Origin of the sequence: Alcaligenes sp. DN25, assembly GCF_023674485.1 — a bacterium.
GTDB classification, from domain to species: domain Bacteria; phylum Pseudomonadota; class Gammaproteobacteria; order Burkholderiales; family Burkholderiaceae_B; genus Alcaligenes; species Alcaligenes phenolicus.
Genome location: NZ_CP098408.1, coordinates 519,077 through 541,901 on the forward strand (window position 1 = coordinate 519,077; position 22,825 = coordinate 541,901).

The 22,825-nt window shown below is 58.1% G+C and carries 16 protein-coding genes; 13 read left to right on the forward strand and 3 right to left on the reverse strand.

Going from position 1 to position 22,825, the window contains the following annotated elements; genetic code table 11:
• Positions 1–627: 627 nt before the first annotated feature.
• From NBV64_RS02400 to NBV64_RS02460, 13 genes are all read left to right on the forward strand, one after another.
• Entirely contained in the window at positions 628–1,185 is a 558-nt protein-coding gene (locus NBV64_RS02400; RefSeq protein WP_250756620.1) for a methylated-DNA--[protein]-cysteine S-methyltransferase, read from the forward strand.
• Between the two features lie 125 nt (positions 1,186–1,310).
• Positions 1,311–2,801 (forward strand): aldehyde dehydrogenase family protein, encoded by a 1,491-nt coding sequence (locus NBV64_RS02405; protein ID WP_250756621.1) that lies wholly within the window; start codon positions 1,311–1,313, stop codon positions 2,799–2,801.
• Positions 2,802–2,864: 63 nt separating this feature from the next.
• Positions 2,865–3,737, forward strand: a complete 873-nt coding sequence (locus NBV64_RS02410) for a transporter (protein ID WP_021447060.1) — start codon at positions 2,865–2,867, stop codon at positions 3,735–3,737.
• A 31-nt stretch (positions 3,738–3,768) separates the two neighbouring features.
• Positions 3,769–4,941, forward strand: a complete 1,173-nt coding sequence (locus NBV64_RS02415) for an amine dehydrogenase large subunit (RefSeq protein WP_083054306.1) — start codon at positions 3,769–3,771, stop codon at positions 4,939–4,941.
• Position 4,942: 1 nt separating this feature from the next.
• Positions 4,943–5,485 (forward strand): MauE/DoxX family redox-associated membrane protein, encoded by a 543-nt coding sequence (locus NBV64_RS02420; RefSeq protein ID WP_009462709.1) that lies wholly within the window; start codon positions 4,943–4,945, stop codon positions 5,483–5,485.
• A 9-nt stretch (positions 5,486–5,494) separates the two neighbouring features.
• The gene (gene mauD, locus NBV64_RS02425) at positions 5,495–6,136 is read left to right on the forward strand and encodes a methylamine dehydrogenase accessory protein MauD (RefSeq protein WP_009462707.1); all 642 of its coding nucleotides are present in this window, start codon (positions 5,495–5,497) and stop codon (positions 6,134–6,136) included.
• Entirely contained in the window at positions 6,120–6,668 is a 549-nt protein-coding gene (locus NBV64_RS02430) for a methylamine dehydrogenase light chain (protein WP_137430807.1), read from the forward strand. Before mauD ends, NBV64_RS02430 begins: the two co-directional genes overlap by 17 nt.
• A 138-nt stretch (positions 6,669–6,806) precedes the next feature.
• Positions 6,807–7,307, forward strand: coding sequence for a cytochrome c family protein (locus tag NBV64_RS02435; RefSeq protein ID WP_021447058.1), 501 nt, complete (start codon positions 6,807–6,809; stop codon positions 7,305–7,307).
• A 110-nt stretch (positions 7,308–7,417) separates the two neighbouring features.
• Positions 7,418–8,374: an AraC-like ligand-binding domain-containing protein gene (locus tag NBV64_RS02440; RefSeq protein ID WP_230940616.1), complete on the forward strand. Its 957-nt coding sequence runs from the start codon at positions 7,418–7,420 to the stop codon at positions 8,372–8,374.
• 115 nt (positions 8,375–8,489) lie between these two features.
• On the forward strand, positions 8,490–9,293 hold the full coding sequence (locus NBV64_RS02445) for a hypothetical protein (RefSeq protein ID WP_009462701.1): 804 nt from the start codon (positions 8,490–8,492) through the stop codon (positions 9,291–9,293).
• A gap of 31 nt (positions 9,294–9,324) precedes the next feature.
• Positions 9,325–10,401: a uroporphyrinogen decarboxylase gene (gene hemE / locus NBV64_RS02450; protein ID WP_250756622.1), complete on the forward strand. Its 1,077-nt coding sequence runs from the start codon at positions 9,325–9,327 to the stop codon at positions 10,399–10,401.
• 285 nt (positions 10,402–10,686) lie between these two features.
• Positions 10,687–12,780 carry a primosomal protein N' gene (locus NBV64_RS02455; protein ID WP_250756623.1) on the forward strand — a complete coding sequence of 698 codons (2,094 nt, stop codon included), beginning with the start codon at positions 10,687–10,689 and terminating at the stop codon, positions 12,778–12,780.
• Between the two features lie 303 nt (positions 12,781–13,083).
• Positions 13,084–15,159 carry a UvrD-helicase domain-containing protein gene (locus tag NBV64_RS02460; RefSeq protein WP_250756624.1) on the forward strand — a complete coding sequence of 692 codons (2,076 nt, stop codon included), beginning with the start codon at positions 13,084–13,086 and terminating at the stop codon, positions 15,157–15,159.
• Between the two features lie 329 nt (positions 15,160–15,488).
• Here NBV64_RS02460 and NBV64_RS02465 read toward each other — a convergent pair whose 3' ends face one another.
• From NBV64_RS02465 to NBV64_RS02475, 3 genes are all read right to left on the reverse strand, one after another.
• Entirely contained in the window at positions 15,489–15,725 is a 237-nt protein-coding gene (locus NBV64_RS02465; RefSeq protein WP_022983381.1) for a hypothetical protein, read from the reverse strand.
• A gap of 704 nt (positions 15,726–16,429) precedes the next feature.
• Positions 16,430–17,902: a glutamate synthase subunit beta gene (locus NBV64_RS02470; RefSeq protein ID WP_009462691.1), complete on the reverse strand. Its 1,473-nt coding sequence runs from the start codon at positions 17,900–17,902 to the stop codon at positions 16,430–16,432.
• 33 nt (positions 17,903–17,935) lie between these two features.
• Positions 17,936–22,669, reverse strand: coding sequence for a glutamate synthase-related protein (locus NBV64_RS02475; protein WP_250756625.1), 4,734 nt, complete (start codon positions 22,667–22,669; stop codon positions 17,936–17,938).
• Between the last annotated feature and the right edge of the window lie 156 nt (positions 22,670–22,825).

Below are 22,825 nucleotides of genomic sequence, written 5' to 3' on the forward strand. Positions count from 1 at the left end.
TCAAACAGCAGGACGCTTGGACCCCGAATAGCAAGCCTGCCTGCGGCAAGAAGCCTGAATCGCCCAGAGGGCGGCCCCCGGCCCAGATCGGCTCACAATGACTATCAATATGAGACTTTCGTCCTTTTTGGGCCTGGCGGTATGTAGCCCTTTGGGCTGCTGTAGCGGCGTGAGGAACTTGAGGGAGCGAGGTTTGCGTGTTGGTCGTCGCTCTCAATAGTTAGCGGTGGGTGTGGGGGGACGCAAAAATAGGAGCCAAGCACTAACTATTGAGAGCCAGGCACTTCATGGGAGCATGAACCTTGCGCAGGATATCCCGCTCAACAAAATTGTTGTGCGTAATCGGGAGCTTGTCGTGCGTCTTTGACGCCAAAGCCAATGCGCTTGCCAAGGTGATTGTTGTTGTCTCAGTCTCTTGTTCTTTTAGGTTTTCTTGCTCACTCAGGCGCTTTTATAGGCGCATAAGGAGTTGGTACAAGGACGAGAGGTGCTGCGGCCAGGCGGCTTTGGGTTGAAAAGCCTTTGACCAGGAGCTGGCCTCTAGCCTGCCTGGGTATTGCCGGAGTTTTTGAAGTGGCAGGAGCCGCGCAGTATGATCAGACATTCTGCCCTTGGATCGGGATTGCCATGTTTGCCTATGTCGGGCTGCGTACTGCCTGCTTTGATACGCCTTTAGGGGCGATGCGTCTGCTGGTGGACGCTCAAGGAGCCTTGCTGCGTCTGGACTTCGAGGAAGAGACCGTACATGGTCTGACACCCGAGCAACTGGCCGGGCTGATCCCGGAACCTGCTTTGGCCGAGCCCGTGCAGACTCAACTGGACGCGTATTTTTCCGGCAAGCTGCAGCAGTTTGATCTGCCTTTCAGCCTGCAAGGGACAGAGTTTCAGCAACAGGTCTGGCAGGCCTTGCTGACTATTCCCTATGGTCAGACCTGGACCTATGGCCAGATGGCCGAACATCTGGGCCGTCCCAAGGCGGTCCGTGCTGTGGGCCAGGCCTGCGGCCTCAATCCCATCAGCATCATCGTGCCCTGCCATCGCGTGCAGGGTGCCAATGGCATGTTGACCGGATTTAGCTCCGGCTTGCATCGCAAAGCCAGCCTGCTGGGCTTTGAACGCCGCGTGCATTTGACTGGCACGGGCGACATCCAGGCCAGCATGCCCGCCCAGCTGGATTTGTTCTAAAGCAGGACAGGGCTCACTCCGTACCCAAATCAACAAGCCTCCGTGCACAGAATCACAAGTCCGGGCTTGTCCTCGTCCCTATACTGGATTCGTTAAGAATCAACTATTCCGTGTGGAGACAGACTATGGGGCAGGACGTACAAGCCGAGCGCAAGGCGATTCGCGAACACATGATTATTGACGGCAAACCCGTCACTGAATCTCAAGGGCCCACGATTCCCGTCTACGATCCCGCAACGGGACAAGTGATTGCGCACCAGCCCGAGGCCGGTGCTCAAGGCGTGGATCTGGCCGTGCGTGCTGCGCGCCAGGCTCTGGAGCAGGGCGAATGGGCTCAGATGTTGCCCGCTCAGCGCGAGCGCCTCTTGTTGCGTTTGGCTGATTTGATTGAATCCCACGCGGATGAGCTGGCTCGTCTGGAAACCCTGAACAACGGCAAGCTGCTGTTCTTCTCCTACGGTCTGGAAGTGGCTGCCAGCGCACAATGGCTGCGTTACATGGCTGGCTGGGCCACCAAGATGAATGGCGAATTGCTCTCGCCTTCCATCGGCTTTCCTCCCGGCGTGAAATACCACGCTTACACCCGCCAGGAACCGGTGGGTGTCGTGGGCGCTATCGTGCCCTGGAACTTCCCGTTGCTGATGGCGGTGTGGAAGATTGCGCCTGCCATGGCCGCCGGTTGCACCGTGGTTCTGAAGCCTGCTGAAGAGACACCGCTGACCGCCATTCGTCTGGCCGAGCTGGCTCTGGAAGCTGGTTTCCCCGCCGGTGTGATCAACGTGATCACGGGTCGTGGCGAAAGCACAGGTGCGGCTTTGACGGCTCACCCTGGCGTGAACAAGATCTCCTTTACCGGCTCCACGGAAGTGGGCAAGTTGATTGGTCATCAGGCCGTCAACGACATGAAGCGCATGTCCCTGGAGCTGGGCGGCAAATCCCCCGTGGTCATCATGGACGATTGCGATGTGGACATGGCCATTCAAGGTGCGGCCAACGCCATCTTCTTTAACCAGGGCCAGGTATGTACCGCCGGTTCGCGTCTGTTCGTGCAAAAAGGCATTTACGAGCGCGTGGTCCAGGGCGTAGCCGATCTGGCTTCTTCCATGACTCTGGGCTCGGGCTTTGAGCAGTCCACCCAGATTGCTCCGCTGATTTCCGCCCGTCATCAGCAGCGCGTGCAGAACTATATCGATGTGGGTCGCCAGCAAGGTGGTCGCATGTTGGCAGGCGAGGGTGCTCGCCCCGAGCAGGGCTACTTTGTACGCCCCACCGTGTTTGCCGATGTGGCTCCTGATGCCCGCATCATGCGTGAAGAAATCTTTGGTCCCGTGGTGGTCGCGACCCCGTTTGATACCGAGGCGCAGGCACTGCAGTTGGCCAACGATACAGACTTTGGCCTGGGTGCCAGCGTCTGGAGTCAGGATCTGGCCCGCGTCCAGCGTTTGACCACTGGTATCAAGGCCGGAACCGTGTGGGTCAACACCCACAACATGCTGGACCCCAGCATGCCCTTTGGTGGCTACAAGCAGTCCGGCCTGGGTCGGGAGCACGGGCGCGCTGCGGTAGAGGCTTACCTGGAGACCAAATCGGTCTGCATGGCCTACCCGGCAGCCTAGCTAGGGATAAAGGCGCGAACACAATAACGATACCGTTCGCGCCTCTTTGAGGAGACAACAATAATGTATGCAATTTTGCAGCGGACCGCTCTGGCCTTGGCCTTGAGCGGCGTCAGTGCCGGTGCCGCCCTTGCGGGCGACCCCAGTGCGCGGGACTGGATTCCTGCTCCGGTAGGGACCGACATCCTGGCGGTCTACATGATGGGGCTGAAGTCTCACGGTTTTTATGATCAGGGTTCACGAATTGGCGACAGCCCCAAGTTGAATGTGCAAGGCATGATTTATCGTCAGATGCACTTTCGCGAACTGGCCGGCAAGACGGTGCAGTACGAGCTGATCGTGCCCGGTTTTCGTAACACGCTGGATGTTCCAGGGCAAGACCGGGATCGCATGACCGGGATTGGTGATGTGACTGCCGGTGCGGCCGTGTGGCTGCACAACGATCCGGAAAACCGTTTTTGGTTTGCGTGGGAGCCCTTCATTACCTTGCCCACTGGTCGTTACCACGGCTCGCAGGCTGATGTGTCCTCCGGCAAGAATCGCTGGAGCACGATCCAGGACTTTGCGATTGTGAAAGGCTTTGGGGAGTCCTCCTTTGTGGAAGGCGTGGCGGAGTTCGAGTTCTTTGGCAACAACAAGAACTACTACGGCCAGACCCTGAAAAAAGACACGGCAATCCGCCTGATGGCCCTGGTTTCAACCAACCTGACTGAAAAGACTTATGTGGGTATGCGCTACCGCTACGAGACAGGTGGCCGTGAGCGGGTCAATGGCCAGACCACGGCGACGCGTGCACGTAACCACCAGTTGGCCGCCGAGATTACCCACCAGTTGACTGACGCTCACCAGGTGCAATTGCAGTACATCCATGATTTGAAAGTCGAGAATGGCCCGCGCATGCGCGGCCTGCAATTCCGTTATGCCTATGCGTTCTGACAGCGTGGACGCCCATGAGGAGAGACATCCAATGAAGTCTAAATTTAAATTAACGACCGCCGCCGCCATGTTGGGGCTGATGGTACTGGCCGGTGGCGCGCAGGCCCAGGACAAGCCGCGCGAAGTCCTGACAGGTGGTCACAGTGTGTCTGCCCCGCAGGAAAACCGTATCTATGTCATGGACTCGGTGTTCATGCACCTGACCGAAAGCCGTGTGCACGTTTATGACTACACCAACGGCAAGTTCCTGGGCATGGTACCCACCGCCTTCAACGGCCACGTGCAGGTGTCCAACGACGGCAAGAAAATCTACACCATGACCACCTATCACGAGCGCATTACGCGTGGAAAGCGCTCGGATGTAGTGGAAGTGTGGGATGCCGACAAGCTGACCTTCGAGAAGGAGATTTCCCTGCCACCCAAGCGTGTGCAAGGTCTGAACTATGACGGTCTGTTCCGTCAGACGACGGACGGCAAGTTCATCGTGCTGCAAAACGCCTCGCCAGCGACCTCGATCGGGATCGTGGACGTGGCCAAGGGCGACTATGTGGAAGACGTCACAGCTGCCGCCGGTTGCTGGAGCGTGATTCCCCAGCCCAATCGCCCCCGCAGCTTCATGACCATTTGTGGTGATGGTGGCCTGTTGACCATCAATCTGGGCGAAGACGGCAAGGTCGCCAGCCAGTCGCGCAGCAAGCAGATGTTCTCCGTGAAGGATGATCCGATCTTTATCGCTCCGGCTCTGGATAAGGACAAGGCTCACTTCGTGTCCTACTACGGCAATGTCTACAGTGCTGATTTCAGCGGTGACGAGGTCAAGGTAGATGGCCCCTGGTCCTTGCTGAACGACCAGGACAAGGCCAAGAACTGGGTGCCCGGTGGCTACAACCTGGTGGGTCTGCATCGCGCCAGCGGTCGCATGTATGTGTTCATGCATCCCGATGGCAAAGAGGGCACTCACAAGTTCCCCGCGGCCGAGATCTGGGTCATGGACACCAAGACCAAGCAGCGTGTAGCCCGCATTCCAGGGCGTGATGCCTTGTCCATGACCATTGATCAGCAACGCAATCTGATGCTGACCCTGGACGGTGGCAATGTGAACGTCTATGACATCAGCCAGCCTGAACCCAAGTTGCTGCGCACCATTGAAGGCGCCGCAGAAGCATCCTTGCAAGTTCAGTTCCACCCAGTTGGGGGTGTCTGATATGGACCCGGTCCTGACCTACGCCAGCCTGGCTTGCTTGGCCGTGCTGATGGGACTGGGGGCGCTGGATAAACTGCGTCACTTCAGCCTGTTCGAGGCAGCCGTTGGCGGTTATCGATTGTTGCCGGAAGTGTTGTTACGACCGTTCAGTGTGCTGTTTGTCGCTGCCGAGGCCTTGAGTGCGCCTTTGCTGCTGTGGCCAGCCAGCCGTTCGCTGGGGGCGGTTCTGGCCCTGTGCGTCCTGCTGGTCGCCACCAGTGGCATTGTGATGAACCTGCTGCGTGGCCGCCGCGATGTGGATTGCGGCTGCTCCGGGCTGGGGGAATCCTCCGGTGGTCTGTCCTGGTGGCTGGTGGCTCGCAATGCCTTGCTGGCTGCGCTGGCCGTGGCCAGCGGTGACTGGGCCATCAGCAGCGCCCGTGAACTGGTCTGGGTGGACGGTTTGACCTTCTTTGGTGCCACCTTGGCCTTGCTGGGCCTGTACTATGCGGCCAACCAGCTGATCGAATCCCATCTGAAATTCCAGAAAATGCAGAATTCTTAGGAGACCTAAATGACCGCTTTAATGATTTCCAACGTCATTTTATGGGTAATCGTACTGGCCCTGGTGCTGGTTGTACTTGCCCTGTCGCGCCAGATTGGCGTGTTGTATGAACGGGTTGCCCCCATGGGCGCCCTGACTATGGATAAAGGCCCGCAGGTGGGTGATGCCGCTCCCGTCATGGAATTGCAGGACCTGCGCGGTCGTGCCGTTACCGTGGGCGTGGCTGGCCCGCGTAGCCAGTTGATTTTCTTCATGTCGCCTACCTGCCCGGTGTGCAAGAAGCTCTTGCCGATTCTGAAGTCCATTCAGGGCTCGGAAGGTCAGTGGGTAGATATTGTGCTGGCCAGTGATGGCGAGATGCCCGAGCATCTGGCTTTCTACCAGAAAGCACAACTGGACGCCTTCCCTTACGTCCTGTCCACACAGCTGGGCATGGGCTTTCAGATCAGCAAACTGCCTTACGCCGTCCTGATCGACGAGAACGGTGTGGTGCGCGGCAAGGGTCTGGTCAATTCGCGTGAACAGCTGGAAAGCCTGTTTACCGCCAAAGACCTGGGCGTGGCCTCGGCGCAAGAATACTTGGCCGGTGACTCGGGCATGAAGCAAGTGCAGGTATCACGAAAGGAGAACGTCAATGCGTTGGCTGGATAAATTTGGGGAGAACCTCTCCCGTTCTGTGGCCCACAAGACTTCGCGTCGCAGCGTGCTGCGCTCGGTGGGCAAATTAATGGTCGGTTCGGCCTTTGTGTTGCCTGTATTGCCGGTGGCTCGCGCCGCCGGTGGTGGTGGCAGCAGCAGTGGTGCCGATCACATCAGTCTGAATCCCGATCTGGCGAATGAAGACGAAGTGAACTCCTGCGACTACTGGCGTCATTGTGCGGTGGACGGGTTCCTGTGCTCTTGCTGCGGTGGCACGACCACCACCTGCCCTCCGGGCTCGACGCCTTCGCCCATCTCGTGGATTGGCACTTGCCACAACCCGCATGATGGCAAGGACTACCTGATCAGCTACCACGACTGCTGCGGCAAGACCGCTTGCGGCCGCTGCCAGTGCAACACGCAGACCCGTGAGCGTCCTGGTTACGAGTTCTTCCTGCACAATGACGTGAACTGGTGCATGGCGAACGAGAACAGCACCTTCCATTGCACGACATCGGTACTGGTTGGCTTGGCTAAAAACTAAAAAAACCCGTCGGGCTGCCAGTCATGCGGGAAGAACGGTCCTTGGGACGCCAGTTCTTTCCTGCACAGGCAGCCCCCAGGGTTTGAACAAGGTGCCGGGCGGTCAGGATGGCGTTCGGTCACTTAAGGAGGCATCACTGTGTGGACATCTTTGCGCCTGGCCTGTTTGGGCGCCGTACTCCTGGCGTTTACGCCTTGGGCCCATGCCCAAGAAGAGATGGCCGGAACGGGCGATTACCTGCAAAGTTCGCAGGCTTTCAAAGACTATATGCTGCAATGCGCAGGTTGCCATCGCTACGATGGCCAGGGCCTGACGCATCGGGGCATCCCCAATTTCAACCAGTCCATTGGCTTGTTTACACGCTTGCCAGCTGGACGGGACTATATGATTCGAGTGCCCGGTGCCTCGCAGTCGCAACTGGATAATGCCGATCTGGCTCGTGTGCTGAACTGGATTGTGGCCAAGTTCAGCCCGGAAGAAATGACACCCGATTACCGACCCTTTACCTCGGCCGAGGTAGGGGCATCGCGCCGGCATCGTTTTGATGATGTACTCAAGGCGCGTACGGAGCTAACCGTCAAGATGAACAGTATGGGTCTGGAGCCTGCGCCCTACCTGTACGGCTCCATGGATCGCTGATACAGCGGGTTAACGACCGTAGACGCTTGAATTTTTTAGGGCTATAAGAAAGGGGGCATATTCTGCCCCTTACCCCGATCAATTGCGTTGGCCGAAAGGGCACTCAGGCAATGTCTATGTTATTGCGCACTCCCTCTGCTTCTTTCAAGAGCCTGGCTGCTTGGCAGGAAGTGGTGTGCGCGTACTTTGTGCCCTTGGAAGTTCAGCCGGATTCTCGCCGTGGTTTCTCCAACCGGGCGGCCACCGATCGCATGGGTTCGGTCGATGTCATGGAACTGTGTACCAGCGCGCAGCGTGTGCGTCGTACCCAGGCCTTGGCCAGCCGATCCGAGCAGGCGCTGTACAAGGTCACCTTGCAGATCAGTGGCAGCAGTCAGATTCAGCAGGATAATCGCAGTGGCATCTTGCACGCCGGGGAGTGGGGCATTTATGACACCACCCGCCCTTACGAAGTGGCCGTACAGGATCAATCCCATTTTCTGGTCTTGCAGTTCGAGGAAGAGCGTTTGCTGCCTTGGTTGCCCTGGCTAAGCGATGCGGTGGCCCGCTCGTTCTCCGCCACGACAGGTCCGGCCCGAATTGCCATGGATATGCTGCGTTTGGGTTTGCAGGAGCGCGGGCACTTGTCGCCCTCGGCCTTGAGCGAACTGTCCCAGACCGTGATTCGCATGATGGCTCTGAGCCTGGCCGATGGTCGCCCGGTGACGACCGAGTCCGCCCTGGACGAAGTGCGGCGCGGGCAGCTGCTGCAAATTCAGCAATACGTGCAGGATCATCTGGGTGATACCGGTTTGAATGCCCAGTCCCTGGCGCTGCAGTTTCGCATTTCACGCCGTTATCTCTACAAGCTGTTCGAGCTGTGCGGGCAAGCGCCTGCCGATTACATCATGGCCGCCCGCCTGGAGCGCGCCTGTCAATTGTTGGTGGACGGCAAACCTGGTCGGCAGATCAGTGAGCTGGCCTGGCAAATGGGCTTTTCCGACGCGGCCGTGTTCAGCCACGCCTTCCGGCGACGCTATGGCGTATCGCCCAGCGAATGGCGTCGCAGCCGTATTTGCGGCGATTAAGTACAGCTACGTAGACGCAACTCCGACTTATCGCAGACGGGTCGGATTTCTATCCTAGAGGCTCATGATTATGGGGCGGCCGGTGTGGTTCGCCCGGCTTCTCAAGGACAGTCTTATGCGTCTACACCTCGATTGTGCGTTGCTGCACACCCAGCCATCGTGGGCTCAGAATTTACAGGCCATCGTCCCGCCTTGCGAGCGCTTGCAGCTGCATGTTCTGCAGGCGCCACCACCGCCCCATCCCGATCAGGAGTATTTGTTTTTGCGCAGCGCATCGGCCTTGCTGCTACGTTTTGATGCCTGTCTGATTCCCATCGAAGCGGCCACCCTGATTCACGTGCGTCGAGCCTTGTCGGTGGCCCAAGGTCATTTGCCAGTGCCGGTCTTTGGTTTGCTGCGGGGTGCCATCAAGGCCGCGGCCCTGACAGACCTGCTGGAACTGGGTCTGGCAGACTACGTGCGCGAGCCTTTATGCCTGGACGATTTGCGCGCCCGCATCAATCGTCAGCGTTTACAGACCTCTTCCCACGCTTTGAATGAACCGGGGCTGTCGGGTCGGATACACTATAGGGTGCAGGAAAACCAGGATCTGGTCCTGCACCCCGGCCCAACGGAGCAGCGCCTGTCGCAAACGATCTTGCAACAGGAGGGGACAACGCTGGAAGCCTATGCCGCTGCGGTAGCCTCGCGCTACGCCAGCAGCCAGGAATCTTTCAAAGTTGCCAAGGGACGGATAGTGGCCCGCTTCGAGCAGGCTTATATCCACGCCGCCCTTGATCGCCATAGCGGCAATATCGCCATGGCGGCCCGCTCCGCGCAAAAGCACCGGCGTGCTTTCTGGGCACTGATGCGCAAACACCATATCGATGCAGCACGCTTTCGATCCGCGTCAAACCCAGACGACGAACACGATGGTTAAAATTAACAGGCATTTTTCAATAGGGATTGCCGTGTCTTTACCTCAATTAAAAAACGATGTTTTCCTGCGCTCGCTGTTGCGCGAACCTGTGCCTTACACCCCCATCTGGCTGATGCGTCAGGCCGGGCGTTATTTGCCTGAATACAATGCCACCCGTGCCCAGGCTGGCTCCTTCATGCAATTGGCTCAGAATCCCGAATTTGCGTGCGAAGTAACCTTGCAGCCCCTGCGTCGTTTCGATCTGGATGCCGCCATTCTGTTCTCGGACATCCTGACCGTGCCACACGCCATGGGCCTGGGTCTGGATTTCGTCGCTGGTGAAGGCCCGCGTTTTGCCCGTCCTGTACGCAACGAAGCCGACGTCATGGCGCTGGAAGCGCCGGACATGTCCAAGCTGCAATACGTGTTTGATGCCGTATCCCTGATCCGCAAGGAACTGGACGGCAAAGTACCGCTGATCGGCTTTGCCGGCAGCCCCTGGACCATTGCCTGCTACATGGTGGAAGGCCAGGGCTCGGACGACTACCGTCTGGTGAAAAGCATGATGTATCAGCGTCCGGACCTGATGCACCGCATGCTGGAAATCAATGCCCAAACCACCTGCGAATACCTGAACAATCAGATCCGTGCTGGTGCACAGGCTGTGATGCTGTTCGACAGCTGGGGTGGTGTGTTGTCCGACTCCCTGTTCCAGGAATTCTCCCTGGCCTACACCCGTAAAGTGGTTGATGGCCTGATTCGCGAGCATGACGGCAAGCGCGTCCCTGTCATCGTCTTTACCAAGGGCGGCGGCATGTGGCTGGAAGATATTGCTGGCTGTGGCGCTGATGCCATGGGTGTGGACTGGACGGTGAACCTGTCCCGTGCGCGCGCTCGTATTGGTGACAAACTGGCCTTGCAAGGCAATCTGGACCCCATGACCATGTTCGGTGGCGAAGAAGCCATCCGCCGTGAAGCCCGTCGCGTTATTGACGACTTTGGCCCTGTGGGTCAGGGCGGTCACGTGTTCAACTTCGGTCACGGTATTTCGCGTTTCACAGACCCGGAAGCCGTGGGCATTCTGGTCGAAGAAGTGCACTCCTACAGCCGTCGACACCACAGCGTTTGATAGTCTTTGCGCACGGGCTGTCGCAGCTTGTGCGCAAAGTTATGCACACAGACAGAGCTGGGTTTGAGGTCTTTATATTTAAGGTTTAATTTCAATACCCAGTTTTAATTAGTTGATTTCTCTGCGTTTTATCCTTATTTCAGAGATATTGAAAATTAAATTGTATCTGTGCTTGCTTCTTTGTATTTTTTGTTCATGTCATTTTCCCCAAAGTTATCCACAGGTCGCTAAGCTCTTGACTTATCAGGCTTTCAGCCAGGCCAGCCCTTTTTTGAACCACCATCCATGACCGCCACTCCTGACGCTATTTCTGCATCGGCAAGCACCGGACCTTTCTGGCTGCATGTGGCTTTGGACGTTCCCCTGGATGGGGTGTTTGATTATCAGCACCACGAACCCGTCCTGATCGGACAGCGGGTCATTGTGCATTTTGGGCGGCGGCAGATGATAGGCGTGGTGGTGGCTTTGCCGGAGCAACCTTCCTACCCGCCCGAGCAGGTCAAAGCGATTGATCAGCTGCTGGATGACTTGCCGCCTTTCCCGCAGGACTGGTTGCGGATGGCGCGCTTTGCGTCTACCTATTACCACCGTCCGCTGGGCGAGGTCATGATGCCGTCCTTGCCAGGGCCTTTGCGCAAACCCTCTGCCTATCTGGGCAAGCGTTCCGCTGGTGGTCCGGTATTGCGCATGGCCAAGCGCAAGGAAAAGAAGGTGGAGCCGGTGGACAGCGACGTCCTGCCCGTGCTCAATGCCGAACAGCAGGCTGCGGTAGATGGCATTGTGGCGGCCAAACCCGGTAGCTGCATGTTGCTGCATGGCGTAACGGGTAGCGGGAAAACCGAAGTCTATATGCGGGTGCTGGAACAGGTGCTGGCCGCCGGTCGGCAAGTCTTGTTCATGGTGCCCGAAATCAATCTGACACCTCAGTTCGAGCAGGTCTTGCGTGCTCGTTTGGCGCGCGTCTTGCCCGGCGATGTGCTGGCTGTCTTGCATAGTGGTCTTTCCGAAGGTGAACGGTTGCGCTCCTGGTTGCGCGTCAACAGTGGTCAGGCGCGCATTTTGTTGGGAACACGGCTGTCCATTTTTACCCCCATGCCCGAGCTGGGCCTGATTATTGTGGACGAGGAGCACGACGCTTCTTACAAGCAGCAAGATGGCTTGCGTTACTCCGCTCGGGATCTGGCTGTGTGGCGTGGCTACGATCTGAAAGTGCCAGTGGTGCTGGGTTCAGCCACCCCTTCGCTGGAAAGCTGGAATCATGCTCGACAAGGGCGCTATAGCCTGTTGAGCCTGCCCAAGCGTGCGCGAGAGGTTTCCTTGCCGCGAATGCGTCTGGTCGATACCCGCCATTTGCGCCTGGAGTCGGGTTTTTCTCCTCAGTTGCTGGATGCGCTGGAAGCGTGTCTGGACCGTGGCGAGCAGTCGCTGGTGTTTATCAACCGGCGTGGCTACGCGCCTGTGCTGCATTGCGCCTCTTGCGGCTGGCTGTCTCAATGTCCGCGTTGCACGGTGTACACCGTGCTGCACCGGCAAAATGGCTTCAAGCACAATTTGCAGTGCCACCATTGCGGTTATCAGGCCCCCGTGCCGCGTGCTTGCCCGGATTGCGGCGATCAGGACTTGCAGCCTATGGGGCGTGGCACTCAACGTATTGAAGAGTTTCTGGGCGAGCGTTTTCCTAATGCCCGCCTGGTGCGTATCGACGCGGACAGTACCCGCTTGAAGGGCAGCGCGCAGCAATTGTTCGAGCAGGTGCATGCGGGCGAAGTGGACATCATGGTGGGCACCCAGATGGTGGCCAAAGGTCATGACTTCACCCGCTTGAGCGTCGTCGGTGTGCTCAATGCCGATGCTACCTTGTTCGCCCATGATTTCCGCGCGCCCGAGCGTCTGTTTGCTCAACTGATGCAGGTAGCAGGCCGGGCTGGTCGCCATACCGAAGGGGCGGATGTCATCATCCAGACGGGCTACCCGGAGCAGGCCGTTTATCAAAGCCTGATCAAGCACGATTACATAGGCTTTGCTCAAAGCGCCTTGAACGAGCGCGAGTCCGTGGGCTTGCCGCCTTTTGCCTATCAGGTGCTTCTGTCTGCCGAAGCGCCGCAATTGGCAGATGCCATTCGCTTGTTGACCCAGGCGCGCCGTTTGCCTGAAGAATATCCGAATGAATTTCCGGGCGCGGATCAGGTTTTCCTGTACGATCCCGTGCCCTTACGTGTTTTGCGCGTTGCCAAAGTGGAGCGTGCCCAGTTGCTGTTGGAAAGCGCCCATCGTCCGGCCTTGCAAGCCTTTGTGCGCTATTGGGGGCCACAGGTCGCGCAGTTGGCCAAGCAGCATAAAGTGCGCATTACGATTGAGGTCGATCCCCTCGAGATTTAAGATTCTCCAGGCTCATGTATATGCAGGACGGTAGGAGCATCTTCAGTACATCAGGGTGTATCCTTGTGCGCTATGCAGCTATGCAGCTATGAGCCAATAGCCATGAAGCTGTGGAGCGATGGCTGTAGGGTGATGATTGCTCTGCCGTTGCCATGCCCGCTGTACCTCGCTGCTGCTGTGTCTCTGTGTCAGCCTTTCGCTTGTCATCAAACCGTACTCGGCCTGGCTGGGATGTCACTTTTAGTTCTGCACGTTGTTTGGCGTTGAACCTCGTTTTCTTGCCTAGTATTCACTGATTCCACCATGTCCACCTCCGTCACTACTCCAGGCCATACTGTCCCCACCGACCTGAACGCCATGCAGCGTCAGGCCGTGTTGTATATGGATGGGCCTTGCCTGGTGCTGGCCGGAGCGGGCAGTGGCAAGACACGGGTGATCACACAGAAAATCGCTTATCTGCTGCGTGAGTGTGGGTACACGGGCCGGCAAGTGGTCGCGCTGACTTTTACCAATAAAGCGGCGCGTGAAATGAATGAGCGGATTCGCGCCCTGGTAGATCCCAAGCTGTTGCGAGGGCTGACCGTCAGCACCTTTCACTCTCTGGGCTTGCGCATGTTGCGTGAGGAAGCACAGCACGTGGGTTTGAAGCCGCGCTTTTCCATTCTGGATTCCAACGATGCGCTGGCAATTATTCAGGAACTGCTGGCTACCACGGATAAAGGCCGCCTGAAGTCCGTTCAGCAGGAAATCTCCTTATGGAAAAACGCCTTGATGGGGCCGGACGATGCGGAGCGTGCTGCAAACTCGCCCAGCCAGATCGAGGCGGCTCGTATTTACCGCGACTACGCCGCCACCTTGATTGCCTATCAGTCGGTGGACTTTGATGATCTGATCCGCCTGCCTGCGCAGTTGATGGAAGACAATCAGGAAGTGCGCGAGCGCTGGCAGCGTCAGGTGCAGTATCTGCTGGTGGACGAATATCAAGACACTAATCTTTGTCAGTATCGGCTGGTGCGCTCTCTAACCGGTCAGCGCAATATGTTCACCGTAGTGGGGGACGACGATCAGGCCATTTACGCCTGGCGTGGCGCTACCGTGGAGAATCTGGCGCAGCTTCCCAAGGATTACCCGGACCTGAAAGTCGTGAAGCTGGAGCAGAACTATCGCTCGGTGCAGCGCATCTTGCAGGCTGCCAATAATGTCATTGGCAATAATCCTGTCGTGTTTGGTAAGAAGCTCTGGTCTGACCTGGGCTTTGGTGAGCCTATCCAGGTTCACGTGACAGACGACGAGCAGAACGAGGCCGATTCAGTGGCCATGCGTATCTCGGCAGAGCGCTTCGAGCGTCAGGCCGAGTGGCGAGATTTTGCGGTGCTGTATCGTGGCAACCATCAGGCCCGTATCTTTGAGCAGGCGCTGCGCAATCTGCGCATTCCCTACACCATCTCGGGTGGGCAGAGTTTCTTTGACAAGGCCGAGATTCGCGACATCCTTTCTTACTTGCGAGTCGTTGCGAACGACGATGATGATCCGGCATTCATCCGCGCAGCGACGACACCAAGGCGCGGAATTGGGCAGGCTACCTTGCAGGTCCTGGGTCAGTTTGCGGCGGAACAAAAGCTGTCTTTGTATTCCGCCGTCTCGCAAATCGCTCTGACGGATCGCTTACCGGAAAGGCAGTTGGAGCCTTTAAGTGTCTTTGCGCAGTTTATTGGCCGTATCCAGCAAAGAGCGGACCGGGTAGAGAGCGATCAGGAAGGACACGAGACGGCCGTCAGCGAATTGCTGGACGAGCTGCTGCGGGCGATTGATTACGAGCGCTATCTCTACGATATGTTCGACGAGCGACCCGCGCAGACTCGTTGGGAAAACGTATTGGAGTTGATTACTTGGCTGAAGTCCAAAGCGGCAGACGATCAACTGAGTTTGAATGACTTGGTGCAGCGAGTTGCCCTGATCACCATGCTGGAACGCGGTGAGGATGAAGACCCGGATGCGGTCAAATTGTCCACGCTTCATGCTTCCAAGGGGCTGGAGTATCCGCATGTGTTCCTGGTGGGGGTGGAAGAGGGGCTGCTGCCGCACATTGGGCGCGATGACGAAGATATAGACCCGGATAAAGAAGCCGATATTCTGGCCCAGCGCATTCAGGAAGAGCGGCGTCTGATGTACGTGGGTATTACGCGTGCGCAGCGCAGTTTGCGCTTGAGCTGGTGCAAGAAGCGCAGACGCGCACGTGAGAATCTGGTGCGTGAGCGATCGCGCTTTATTGATGAGATGAAGATTGAAGACCCTGGTGCCCAGGAAGATCCGGCGCAGGCGGCTTTAAGTCCCAAGCAGCGGCTGGATATGCTGAAGAACTTGTTGAACAAGTCTTGAGCAGTGCTTCTTGATCAAGGACGATTTCGTGTTGGGCCTATGTTTTGTGAGGCACCGTCGTTCTGCAGGCCAGCTTTTGCTGGCCTTTTTCATTTTCTGCGGCGCTGGAAGAAACGCTCTCCGTGCCTGGGCTTGTCTTGATCTTGGGGCTGGGGAGACGCGTGGTGAGGTGCTGGCGCCCAATGAGCCAAGGTCCCGGGCGGTGGATGAAGGTGTGCCGCTGGAAAGGCCGTATTAGCAAACGCAGAAAAAACAAAAGCCTGCTAAATCAGCAGGCTTTTCAACATCAAGCGGTGTTTTGCTTGAGCGTTACGACGGTGATGCGTGGCTTACCAGTAGCTGGCCGACATGCGGGAATCGCGGATGCGGGCTTCGTTCAAGGCACGGGTCAGTTCGACCATGTACTTGAACACCACGTTTGCGGCTTTGGAAACTTGTTTGGCCGCTGCTTTGGTCAGTGCAGTTAAAGACACGGATTCACCATTTTCCAGGGCATGCTGCATTACCCCACGCTCAACAGCATCACTCCAGTGAATGTAGTGCGAGTAAGTGGTCATGGTAGACATTTGCTTTCCCTTTAAGGTGAAGGTCTAAGTTACGAGTTCTCATTATAGGGTTTTCCCTAGTCTAAAAGCAAGGGTAAACCCTAGGGATTGGATTAGCCTGTGGTTTTTAAGGGAAAACCCTAGGGTTCTTTGGAAAGGGAAATTAAATCAAAGGCTTATGGGGGTGGGGTTTGCAGGGTTTTGCGGGTTTTAGGTGGGGAGTGGAGTCCTTGCGGCAGCCCTTGCTGGCTTGAGGCTGGGTCGGAGCGGAAGCTTGCCGGTGCTGCGCACCGGTGCCCTTGTCTGGGGCTGTTGTAGGGCGCACCTTGAACTCGTTCAGTGGTTTGTCCCCCGGACAAACCACAAGCGTTGAACTCAAACAGCAAGGTGCTTGCATCCCTACAACAGCCCCAGACGGCGGCAAGCCCCCTGAATGCTCCAACCCAGCCTCAAGCCAGCAAGGGCTTCAGAATGGTGGCAACCAACAGCCGACAACCCACAACTAATCGCTCTGGCTGCTTCTTGCTGCAATCCGTTGCCAGGCAAATAAAGCTGGCAGATATGGATGACAGGCTCGTAGGCAGCAGGCAGCAGGCAGCGAGCCGCAAACAACAAATAAGGACCCGCGAAGTCAGGGGGCCTGGAAGTGATCTCGCTCGCTTGAAGACAAACAGCCAGCCGTTTATCGCGGCTGGCTGTTTGCTTACTGGTACTGCCAAGAAGACTTAGCGGGGAAGTGTTGAACTCCCCATCAAGAACTCGTCTACGGAACGGGCACATTGGCGGCCTTCGCGGATGGCCCAGACGATCAGGGACTGGCCGCGTCGCATGTCTCCGGCGGCGAAGACTTTGGCTCGGCTGGTTTGGTAGTCATCCGTGTTGGCGGCGACGTTGCCGCGCTGGTCGGCTTCTACGGCGAAGGCGTCCAGCACTTGGCGTACGGGAGCGGTGAAGCCCATGGCCAGCAGGACCAGGTCGGCGGGGAAGGTCATTTCGGAACCGGCGATGGGCGTCATGCTCATGCGGCCTGTCGCGGGATCGGTTTTCCATTCCACCCGAACGGCGCGCAGTTCTTTGACTTGGCCGTTCTTACCTTCCAGCTCTACGGTGTTGATCGCCCAGTCACGCTCGCAGCCTTCTTCGTGCGAGGACGAAGTGCGCAGCTTCATGGGCCAGTAGGGCCAGGTCAGCTCCGTGTTTTCCTGCTCGGGCGGGCGGGGCATCAGTTCGAATTGGGTGACTGATTTTGCGCCTTGGCGTGTGCTGGTGCCCACGCAGTCCGAGCCGGTATCACCGCCGCCAATCACTACGACATGCTTGCCTTGAGCGCTGATGGCGGGAGCGCCTCGCGAACCGGCAACTTGCTGGTTCTGGATGCGCAAAAAGTCCATGGCGGGATGTACACCTTGCAGTTGGCTGCCGGGGGCGTCCAGCAGGCGTGGTGTTTCGGAGCCGCCTGCCAGGATGATGGCGTCGAACTGTTGCTCAAGATCGGTAGGGGACAGCACGGTCAGCCCCGGTTCCTGGGCGGCTTGGTCTTGTGCTTGGCCAATATAGGTAGAGGGGAAAAACTGCACGCCCTCGGCCTGCATCTGGGCGATACGGCGATCCAGCAAGTGTTTGTCCAGCTTGAAGTCGGGGATGCCGTAGCGCATCAGGCCACCAATGCGGTCGCTTTTCTCGTACACGGTGACCTCGTGGCCGACGCGTGCCAATTGCTGGGCGCTGGCCAATCCGGCAGGGCCGGAGCCAATGACGGCCACGCGTTTGCCAGTTTTGTGGGTAGGTACTTGTGGTTCAACCCAACCTTCTGCCCAGCCTTTGTCGATGATGGCGTGCTCAATGGATTTGATACCCACGGGCGCACGGTCAATGTTCAAGGTACAGGCTGCCTCGCAAGGAGCGGGGCAGATGCGGCCGGTAATTTCCGGAAAGTTATTGGTGGAGTGCAGCACGTCCAGCGCCTCTTTCCACTGCTGGCGGTAAACCAGATCATTCCAGTCGGGAATGATGTTATTGACCGGGCAGCCGTTGTGGCAGAAAGGGATGCCGCAATCCATGCAGCGGGCGGCCTGCTGGCCTGCCTGCTCGTCGTTCAATACCTGGACAAATTCTTTCCAGTGCTTGACCCGCTTTAAAGGAGCTTCTACGGCTTCTTGCAGACGTTGAAACTCAAGAAATCCAGTCGTCTTTCCCATGATGTGTCGTTTCCTGATGGTGATGGGAAGGGTTCAGGCCGAAGCCGAACGGCGGGTTTTACTGCTTTTGGGTGCGGCTTTGCTCGCTTGCGGGCTTTGCCACAATTCGCTCAATGCACGTCGGTACTCGCGTGGAATGACTTTGACGAATTGTGCGCGGGCGCTGTCCCAGTCTTTCAAGAGCTCGCGGGCCTGGAAGCTGCCCGTGGCCTTGAAATGTTCCTGAACCAGGGTTTGCAAGATTGAATCGTCGGTCTGACGTTCGCCCTGGGCGCTACGGCTGTGCCATTGCGCCATGCTGCTGTTCATCTCTTGCTCGGCCTTGCTCAGGACCGGCTCCAGATCCACCATGCCGGGGTTGCAGCGCAGTTGCAGGCGACGTTGCGGGTCCCACACGTAGGCCACGCCACCGGACATGCCGGCTGCAAAGTTGCGGCCCACTTCGCCCAGGACAACCACGGTACCGCCCGTCATGTATTCGCAACCATGATCGCCCACGCCTTCCACAACCGCGCTGGCACCGGAGTTACGCACGGCAAAGCGTTCACCGGCCACGCCGTTGAAGTAAGCCGCACCGGACAGGGCGCCGTAAAGCACGGTATTGCCCACGATGATGTGGTCCGGGCCGTAGCCACGGAAGTCGTTGGGCGAGCGCACGATAATGCGGCCGCCGGACAAGCCTTTACCTACGTAGTCATTGGCTTCACCCACCAGATCCAGGGTGATGCCCTGCGCCAGGAAAGCGCCAAAGCTCTGACCCGCTGTACCTTTGCACTGAATGTGCAGGCTGTCGTCAGGCAGACCTTGATGGCCGTATTTCCTGGTGAACACGCCCGAGAGCATGGCACCGACGCTGCGGTTGCGGTTACGTACGGGAGTGATGAAAGACAACGGCGTGCCCTGATTCAGGGTCACGGCGCTGCGCTCGATCAGTTGGCGATCCAGCGTGTGTTCCAGGTCATGATCCTGGGTAGCGATCTGACGTGGGGACTCTTCATTGTCCACTTTATGCAGCAGACGGGAGAAGTCCAGGCCCCGGGCTTTCCAGTGTTCGATACCGCTGCGCATATCCAGCCAGTCGCTGCGACCGATCAGATCGTCAAAGTGGCGTACACCCAGCTTGGCCATCAGTTCACGCACTTCTTCTGCAACGAAGAAGAAGTAGTTCACTACGTGCTCGGGCTTGCCCTTGAACTTGCGGCGCAGCACGGGGTCCTGAGTGGCAACACCAACGGGACAGGTGTTCAGATGGCATTTGCGCATCATGATGCAGCCTTCCACGACCAGCGGAGCTGTGGCAAAGCCGAATTCATCCGCACCCAGCAGGGCACCGATCACCACATCGCGGCCGGTTTTCATCTGGCCGTCGGCCTGCACGCGGATACGGCTGCGCAAGCGGTTCAGCAACAGGGTTTGCTGGGTTTCAGCCAGGCCCAGCTCCCACGGCGTACCGGCATGCTTGATAGAGGATAGGGGCGAAGCACCCGTACCACCGTCGTGACCGGCAATCACAATGTGATCGGCCTTGGCTTTGGCAACACCAGCAGCCACGGTGCCCACACCGACTTTGGACACCAGCTTCACGGAGATATCTGCTTGTGGGTTCACGTTCTTCAAATCGTGAATCAGCTGGGCCAAATCTTCGATGGAGTAAATGTCGTGGTGCGGTGGGGGCGAAATCAGGCCGACACCAGGCACCGAGTAACGCAGCTTGGCGATGTACTCGGACACTTTATGGCCGGGCAACTGGCCGCCTTCACCGGGTTTGGCGCCTTGTGCCATCTTGATCTGAATTTGATCTGCACTGCACAGGTATTGGGCGGATACGCCAAAGCGACCGGACGCAACCTGCTTGATGCGCGAGCGCAGCGAATCGTTCTCTTGCAGCTCAATGTCGGCAAATACGCGATCCTGGCCTAACACGCTGGCCAAGGTGTCACCCTGGCGGATGCCACTTTTACCGTGCTGCATTTCGTGCTGGTAGCGCAACTCGTCCTCGCCACCTTCACCAGTATTGGACTTGCCGCCAATCCGGTTCATGGCCACGGCCAGTACGGCGTGGGCTTCGGTTGAAATCGAACCAAGCGACATGGCGCCGGTTGCAAAGCGTTTGACGATCTCGCTAGCCGGTTCCACCTCTTCCAAAGGAATCGCTTGAGCCGGGTCCAGACGCAGTTCGAACAAACCACGCAGTGTCATGTGACGGCGGCTTTGCTCGTTGATGAGCTGGGCGTATTCCTTGTAGGTGCTGTAGTTCTGGCTGCGGGTGGCGTGTTGCAGTTTGGCGATGGAGTCGGCGGTCCACATATGGGCTTCGCCGCGCACGCGTACTGCGTATTCGCCACCGGCTTCCAGATGGTTTTCCAGCACGGGGTCTTTGCTGTAGGCGGCGCGATGCTGACGCAGCGCTTCTTCGGCCACGGTGAAGATATCAATCCCTTCCACCGGGCAGGAAGTACCCACAAAATATTTGTCCACCAGCGAGCGCGACAGGCCGATGGTCTCGAAAATCTGCGCGCCGGTGTAGGACATGTAGGTGGAGATGCCCATTTTGGACATGACCTTGTACAAGCCCTTGTTGATGGCCTTGATGTAGTAGCCCTCGGCCTGGGACGCGTCGATCTGGTTGATCGGGTCCTGGGCCAGATGCTGCAGGCTTTCAAAAGCCAGCCAGGGGTGCATGGCTTCGGCACCATACGCACCCAGCAGCGCGAAGTGATGCACTTCACGGGCCGAGCCGGTTTCCACGACCAGACCCGTGCGGGTACGCAGGCCGATGCGGATCAGGTGCTGGTGAATGGCCGAGGTTGCCAGCAGGGCGGGGATGGCCACATGCTCGGCGTCACAGCGGCGATCCGTCAGGATCAGGATGTTGTAGCCATCGCGCACGGCATCTGCCGCACGGGCGCACAGGGCGGCCACGCTGGCCTCTATGCCTTCCGGTCCCCACGCGCTGGGGTAGACGATGTCCAGTTCCTGGCTGCGGAACTTGCCATTGCTGGCCGCTTCAATGCGCCGGATCTGGTTCATGTCAGCCGGGCTCAGCACGGGCTGGGACACTTCCAGACGCAGCGGCGGGTTGACGTTGTTGATGTCCAGCAGATTGGGCTTGGGGCCAATAAAGGACACCAGCGACATCACCATCTGTTCGCGAATCGGGTCGATAGGCGGGTTGGTAACCTGAGCGAACAGCTGGCGGAAGTAGTTGTAGAAGGGCTTGGATTTGTCGGATAGCACGGCCAACGGAGCGTCGTTGCCCATGGAGCCGGTGGCCTCTTCGCCCTTGCTGGCCATGGGCTGCAGGACGACTTTGATATCTTCCTGGGTCCAGCCAAAAGCTTGTTGCTGATCCAGCAGGTCGCGGGTGGCCAATTGGGGACGCACGCCGGGCACGCTGGGCAGGGAGTCCAGGCGCAAGCGCAGGCGTTCAATCCACTGCTTGTAGGGGTGGGTGTTGGCCAGTTGGGACTTGATCTCGGCATCGTCAATGATGCGGCCCTGTTCCAGATCGATCAGCAGCATCTTGCCCGGTTGCAGACGCCATTTCTTGACGATGCGGTGCTCAGGAATAGGCAGGGTACCGGCTTCAGAGGCCAGCACAATCATGTCGTCGTCGGTAATGACGTAGCGGGCGGGACGCAGGCCGTTACGGTCCAGCAGTGCACCAATTTGCAGGCCATCAGTAAAGGCGATGGCAGCAGGACCATCCCATGGTTCCATCTGAGCTGCGTAGTACTCGTAGAAAGCGCGACGGCTTTCGTCCATCTCGGCGTGTTGCTCCCAGGCCTCCGGCATCATGATCATCATGGCGTGCGGCAGCGAGTAGCCGGCCATCACCAGCAGTTCCAGACAGTTGTCGAAAGTGGCCGTGTCGGACTGGCCTTCGTACACGATGGGGTAAAGCTTTTGCAGATCTGAGCCCAGCACGGCCGATTCCATGGCGCCTTCACGGGCACGTAGCCAGTTGAAGTTGCCCTGTACCGTGTTGATTTCGCCGTTGTGGGCGATCAGGCGGTAGGGGTGGGCCAGAGGCCAGGCGGGAAAGGTATTGGTGGAAAAGCGCTGGTGCACCAGAGCCAGGGCTGAACAGGCACGAGGGTCGGCCAGATCGCGGTAGTAGCGGCCAACCTGGTCAGCCAACAGCAGGCCTTTGTAGACGATGGTGCGCACCGAGGCCGAGGTCACAAAGTATTCCTGGCCGTGGGCCAATGCCATGCGGTAGATGGCGTGGCTGGCGGTCTTGCGGATCACGTACAGCTTGCGCTCCAGCGCATCGGGCACCATCACATCCGGGCCGCGGCCAATGAACAGCTGGCGAATCACCGGTTCGTTGGCCTTGACGGTGGGCGACATGGGCATGGTGCTGTCCACCGGCACATCGCGCCAGCCCAGCATGTGCTGGCCTTCGGCACGTACCGCACGTTCCAGCTCCTGTTCACAGGCCAGGCGGGAAGCGGTTTCCTTGGGCAGGAACACCATGGCTACGCCGTACTCGCCGGGGGGCGGCAGGGTCACGCCCTGAGCGGCCATTTCTTCGCGGTAAAGCTGGTCGGGGATCTGGATCAGAATGCCTGCACCGTCGCCCATCAAGGGATCTGCGCCTACAGCGCCGCGGTGATCAAGGTTTTCCAGAATTTTAAGGCCTTGGGTGATGATGGCGTGGCTCGCCTGGCCTTTGATGTGTGCGATAAATCCGACGCCGCAGGCGTCGTGTTCGTTAGCGGGAAGGTACAAGCCTTGGGCTTGGGGGGGACAGGAGTGTGTCATGGGCGTATCCGCAAAGAACGTGTTAAAGCGGTGCATTTGTTGCAGCGCAAAAAATAAAATACAGCGATTTTTTTTTTGCACGCAAGATTTTTTTGCGAATACGGTAAAAAAAATTAGGGACCTGCTCTCACAGGCCCCTTATCACCCGTCTGAACC

Excerpts from the sequence above, each read along its gene's own strand:
- NBV64_RS02475 (WP_250756625.1), bottom strand. The coding sequence starts at position 22,669 with ATGACACACTCCTGTCCCCCCCAAGCCCAAGGCTTGTACCTTCCCGCT.
- NBV64_RS02455 (WP_250756623.1), top strand. The coding sequence starts at position 10,687 with ATGACCGCCACTCCTGACGCTATTTCTGCATCGGCAAGCACCGGACCT.
- NBV64_RS02460 (WP_250756624.1), top strand. The coding sequence starts at position 13,084 with ATGTCCACCTCCGTCACTACTCCAGGCCATACTGTCCCCACCGACCTG.
- NBV64_RS02405 (WP_250756621.1), top strand. The coding sequence starts at position 1,311 with ATGGGGCAGGACGTACAAGCCGAGCGCAAGGCGATTCGCGAACACATG.
- NBV64_RS02470 (WP_009462691.1), bottom strand. The coding sequence starts at position 17,902 with ATGGGAAAGACGACTGGATTTCTTGAGTTTCAACGTCTGCAAGAAGCC.
- NBV64_RS02445 (WP_009462701.1), top strand. The coding sequence starts at position 8,490 with ATGCGTCTACACCTCGATTGTGCGTTGCTGCACACCCAGCCATCGTGG.
- NBV64_RS02430 (WP_137430807.1), top strand. The coding sequence starts at position 6,120 with ATGCGTTGGCTGGATAAATTTGGGGAGAACCTCTCCCGTTCTGTGGCC.
- NBV64_RS02420 (WP_009462709.1), top strand. The coding sequence starts at position 4,943 with ATGGACCCGGTCCTGACCTACGCCAGCCTGGCTTGCTTGGCCGTGCTG.
- mauD (WP_009462707.1), top strand. The coding sequence starts at position 5,495 with ATGACCGCTTTAATGATTTCCAACGTCATTTTATGGGTAATCGTACTG.
- NBV64_RS02400 (WP_250756620.1), top strand. The coding sequence starts at position 628 with ATGTTTGCCTATGTCGGGCTGCGTACTGCCTGCTTTGATACGCCTTTA.
- NBV64_RS02410 (WP_021447060.1), top strand. The coding sequence starts at position 2,865 with ATGTATGCAATTTTGCAGCGGACCGCTCTGGCCTTGGCCTTGAGCGGC.
- NBV64_RS02465 (WP_022983381.1), bottom strand. The coding sequence starts at position 15,725 with ATGTCTACCATGACCACTTACTCGCACTACATTCACTGGAGTGATGCT.
- NBV64_RS02440 (WP_230940616.1), top strand. The coding sequence starts at position 7,418 with ATGTCTATGTTATTGCGCACTCCCTCTGCTTCTTTCAAGAGCCTGGCT.
- NBV64_RS02415 (WP_083054306.1), top strand. The coding sequence starts at position 3,769 with ATGAAGTCTAAATTTAAATTAACGACCGCCGCCGCCATGTTGGGGCTG.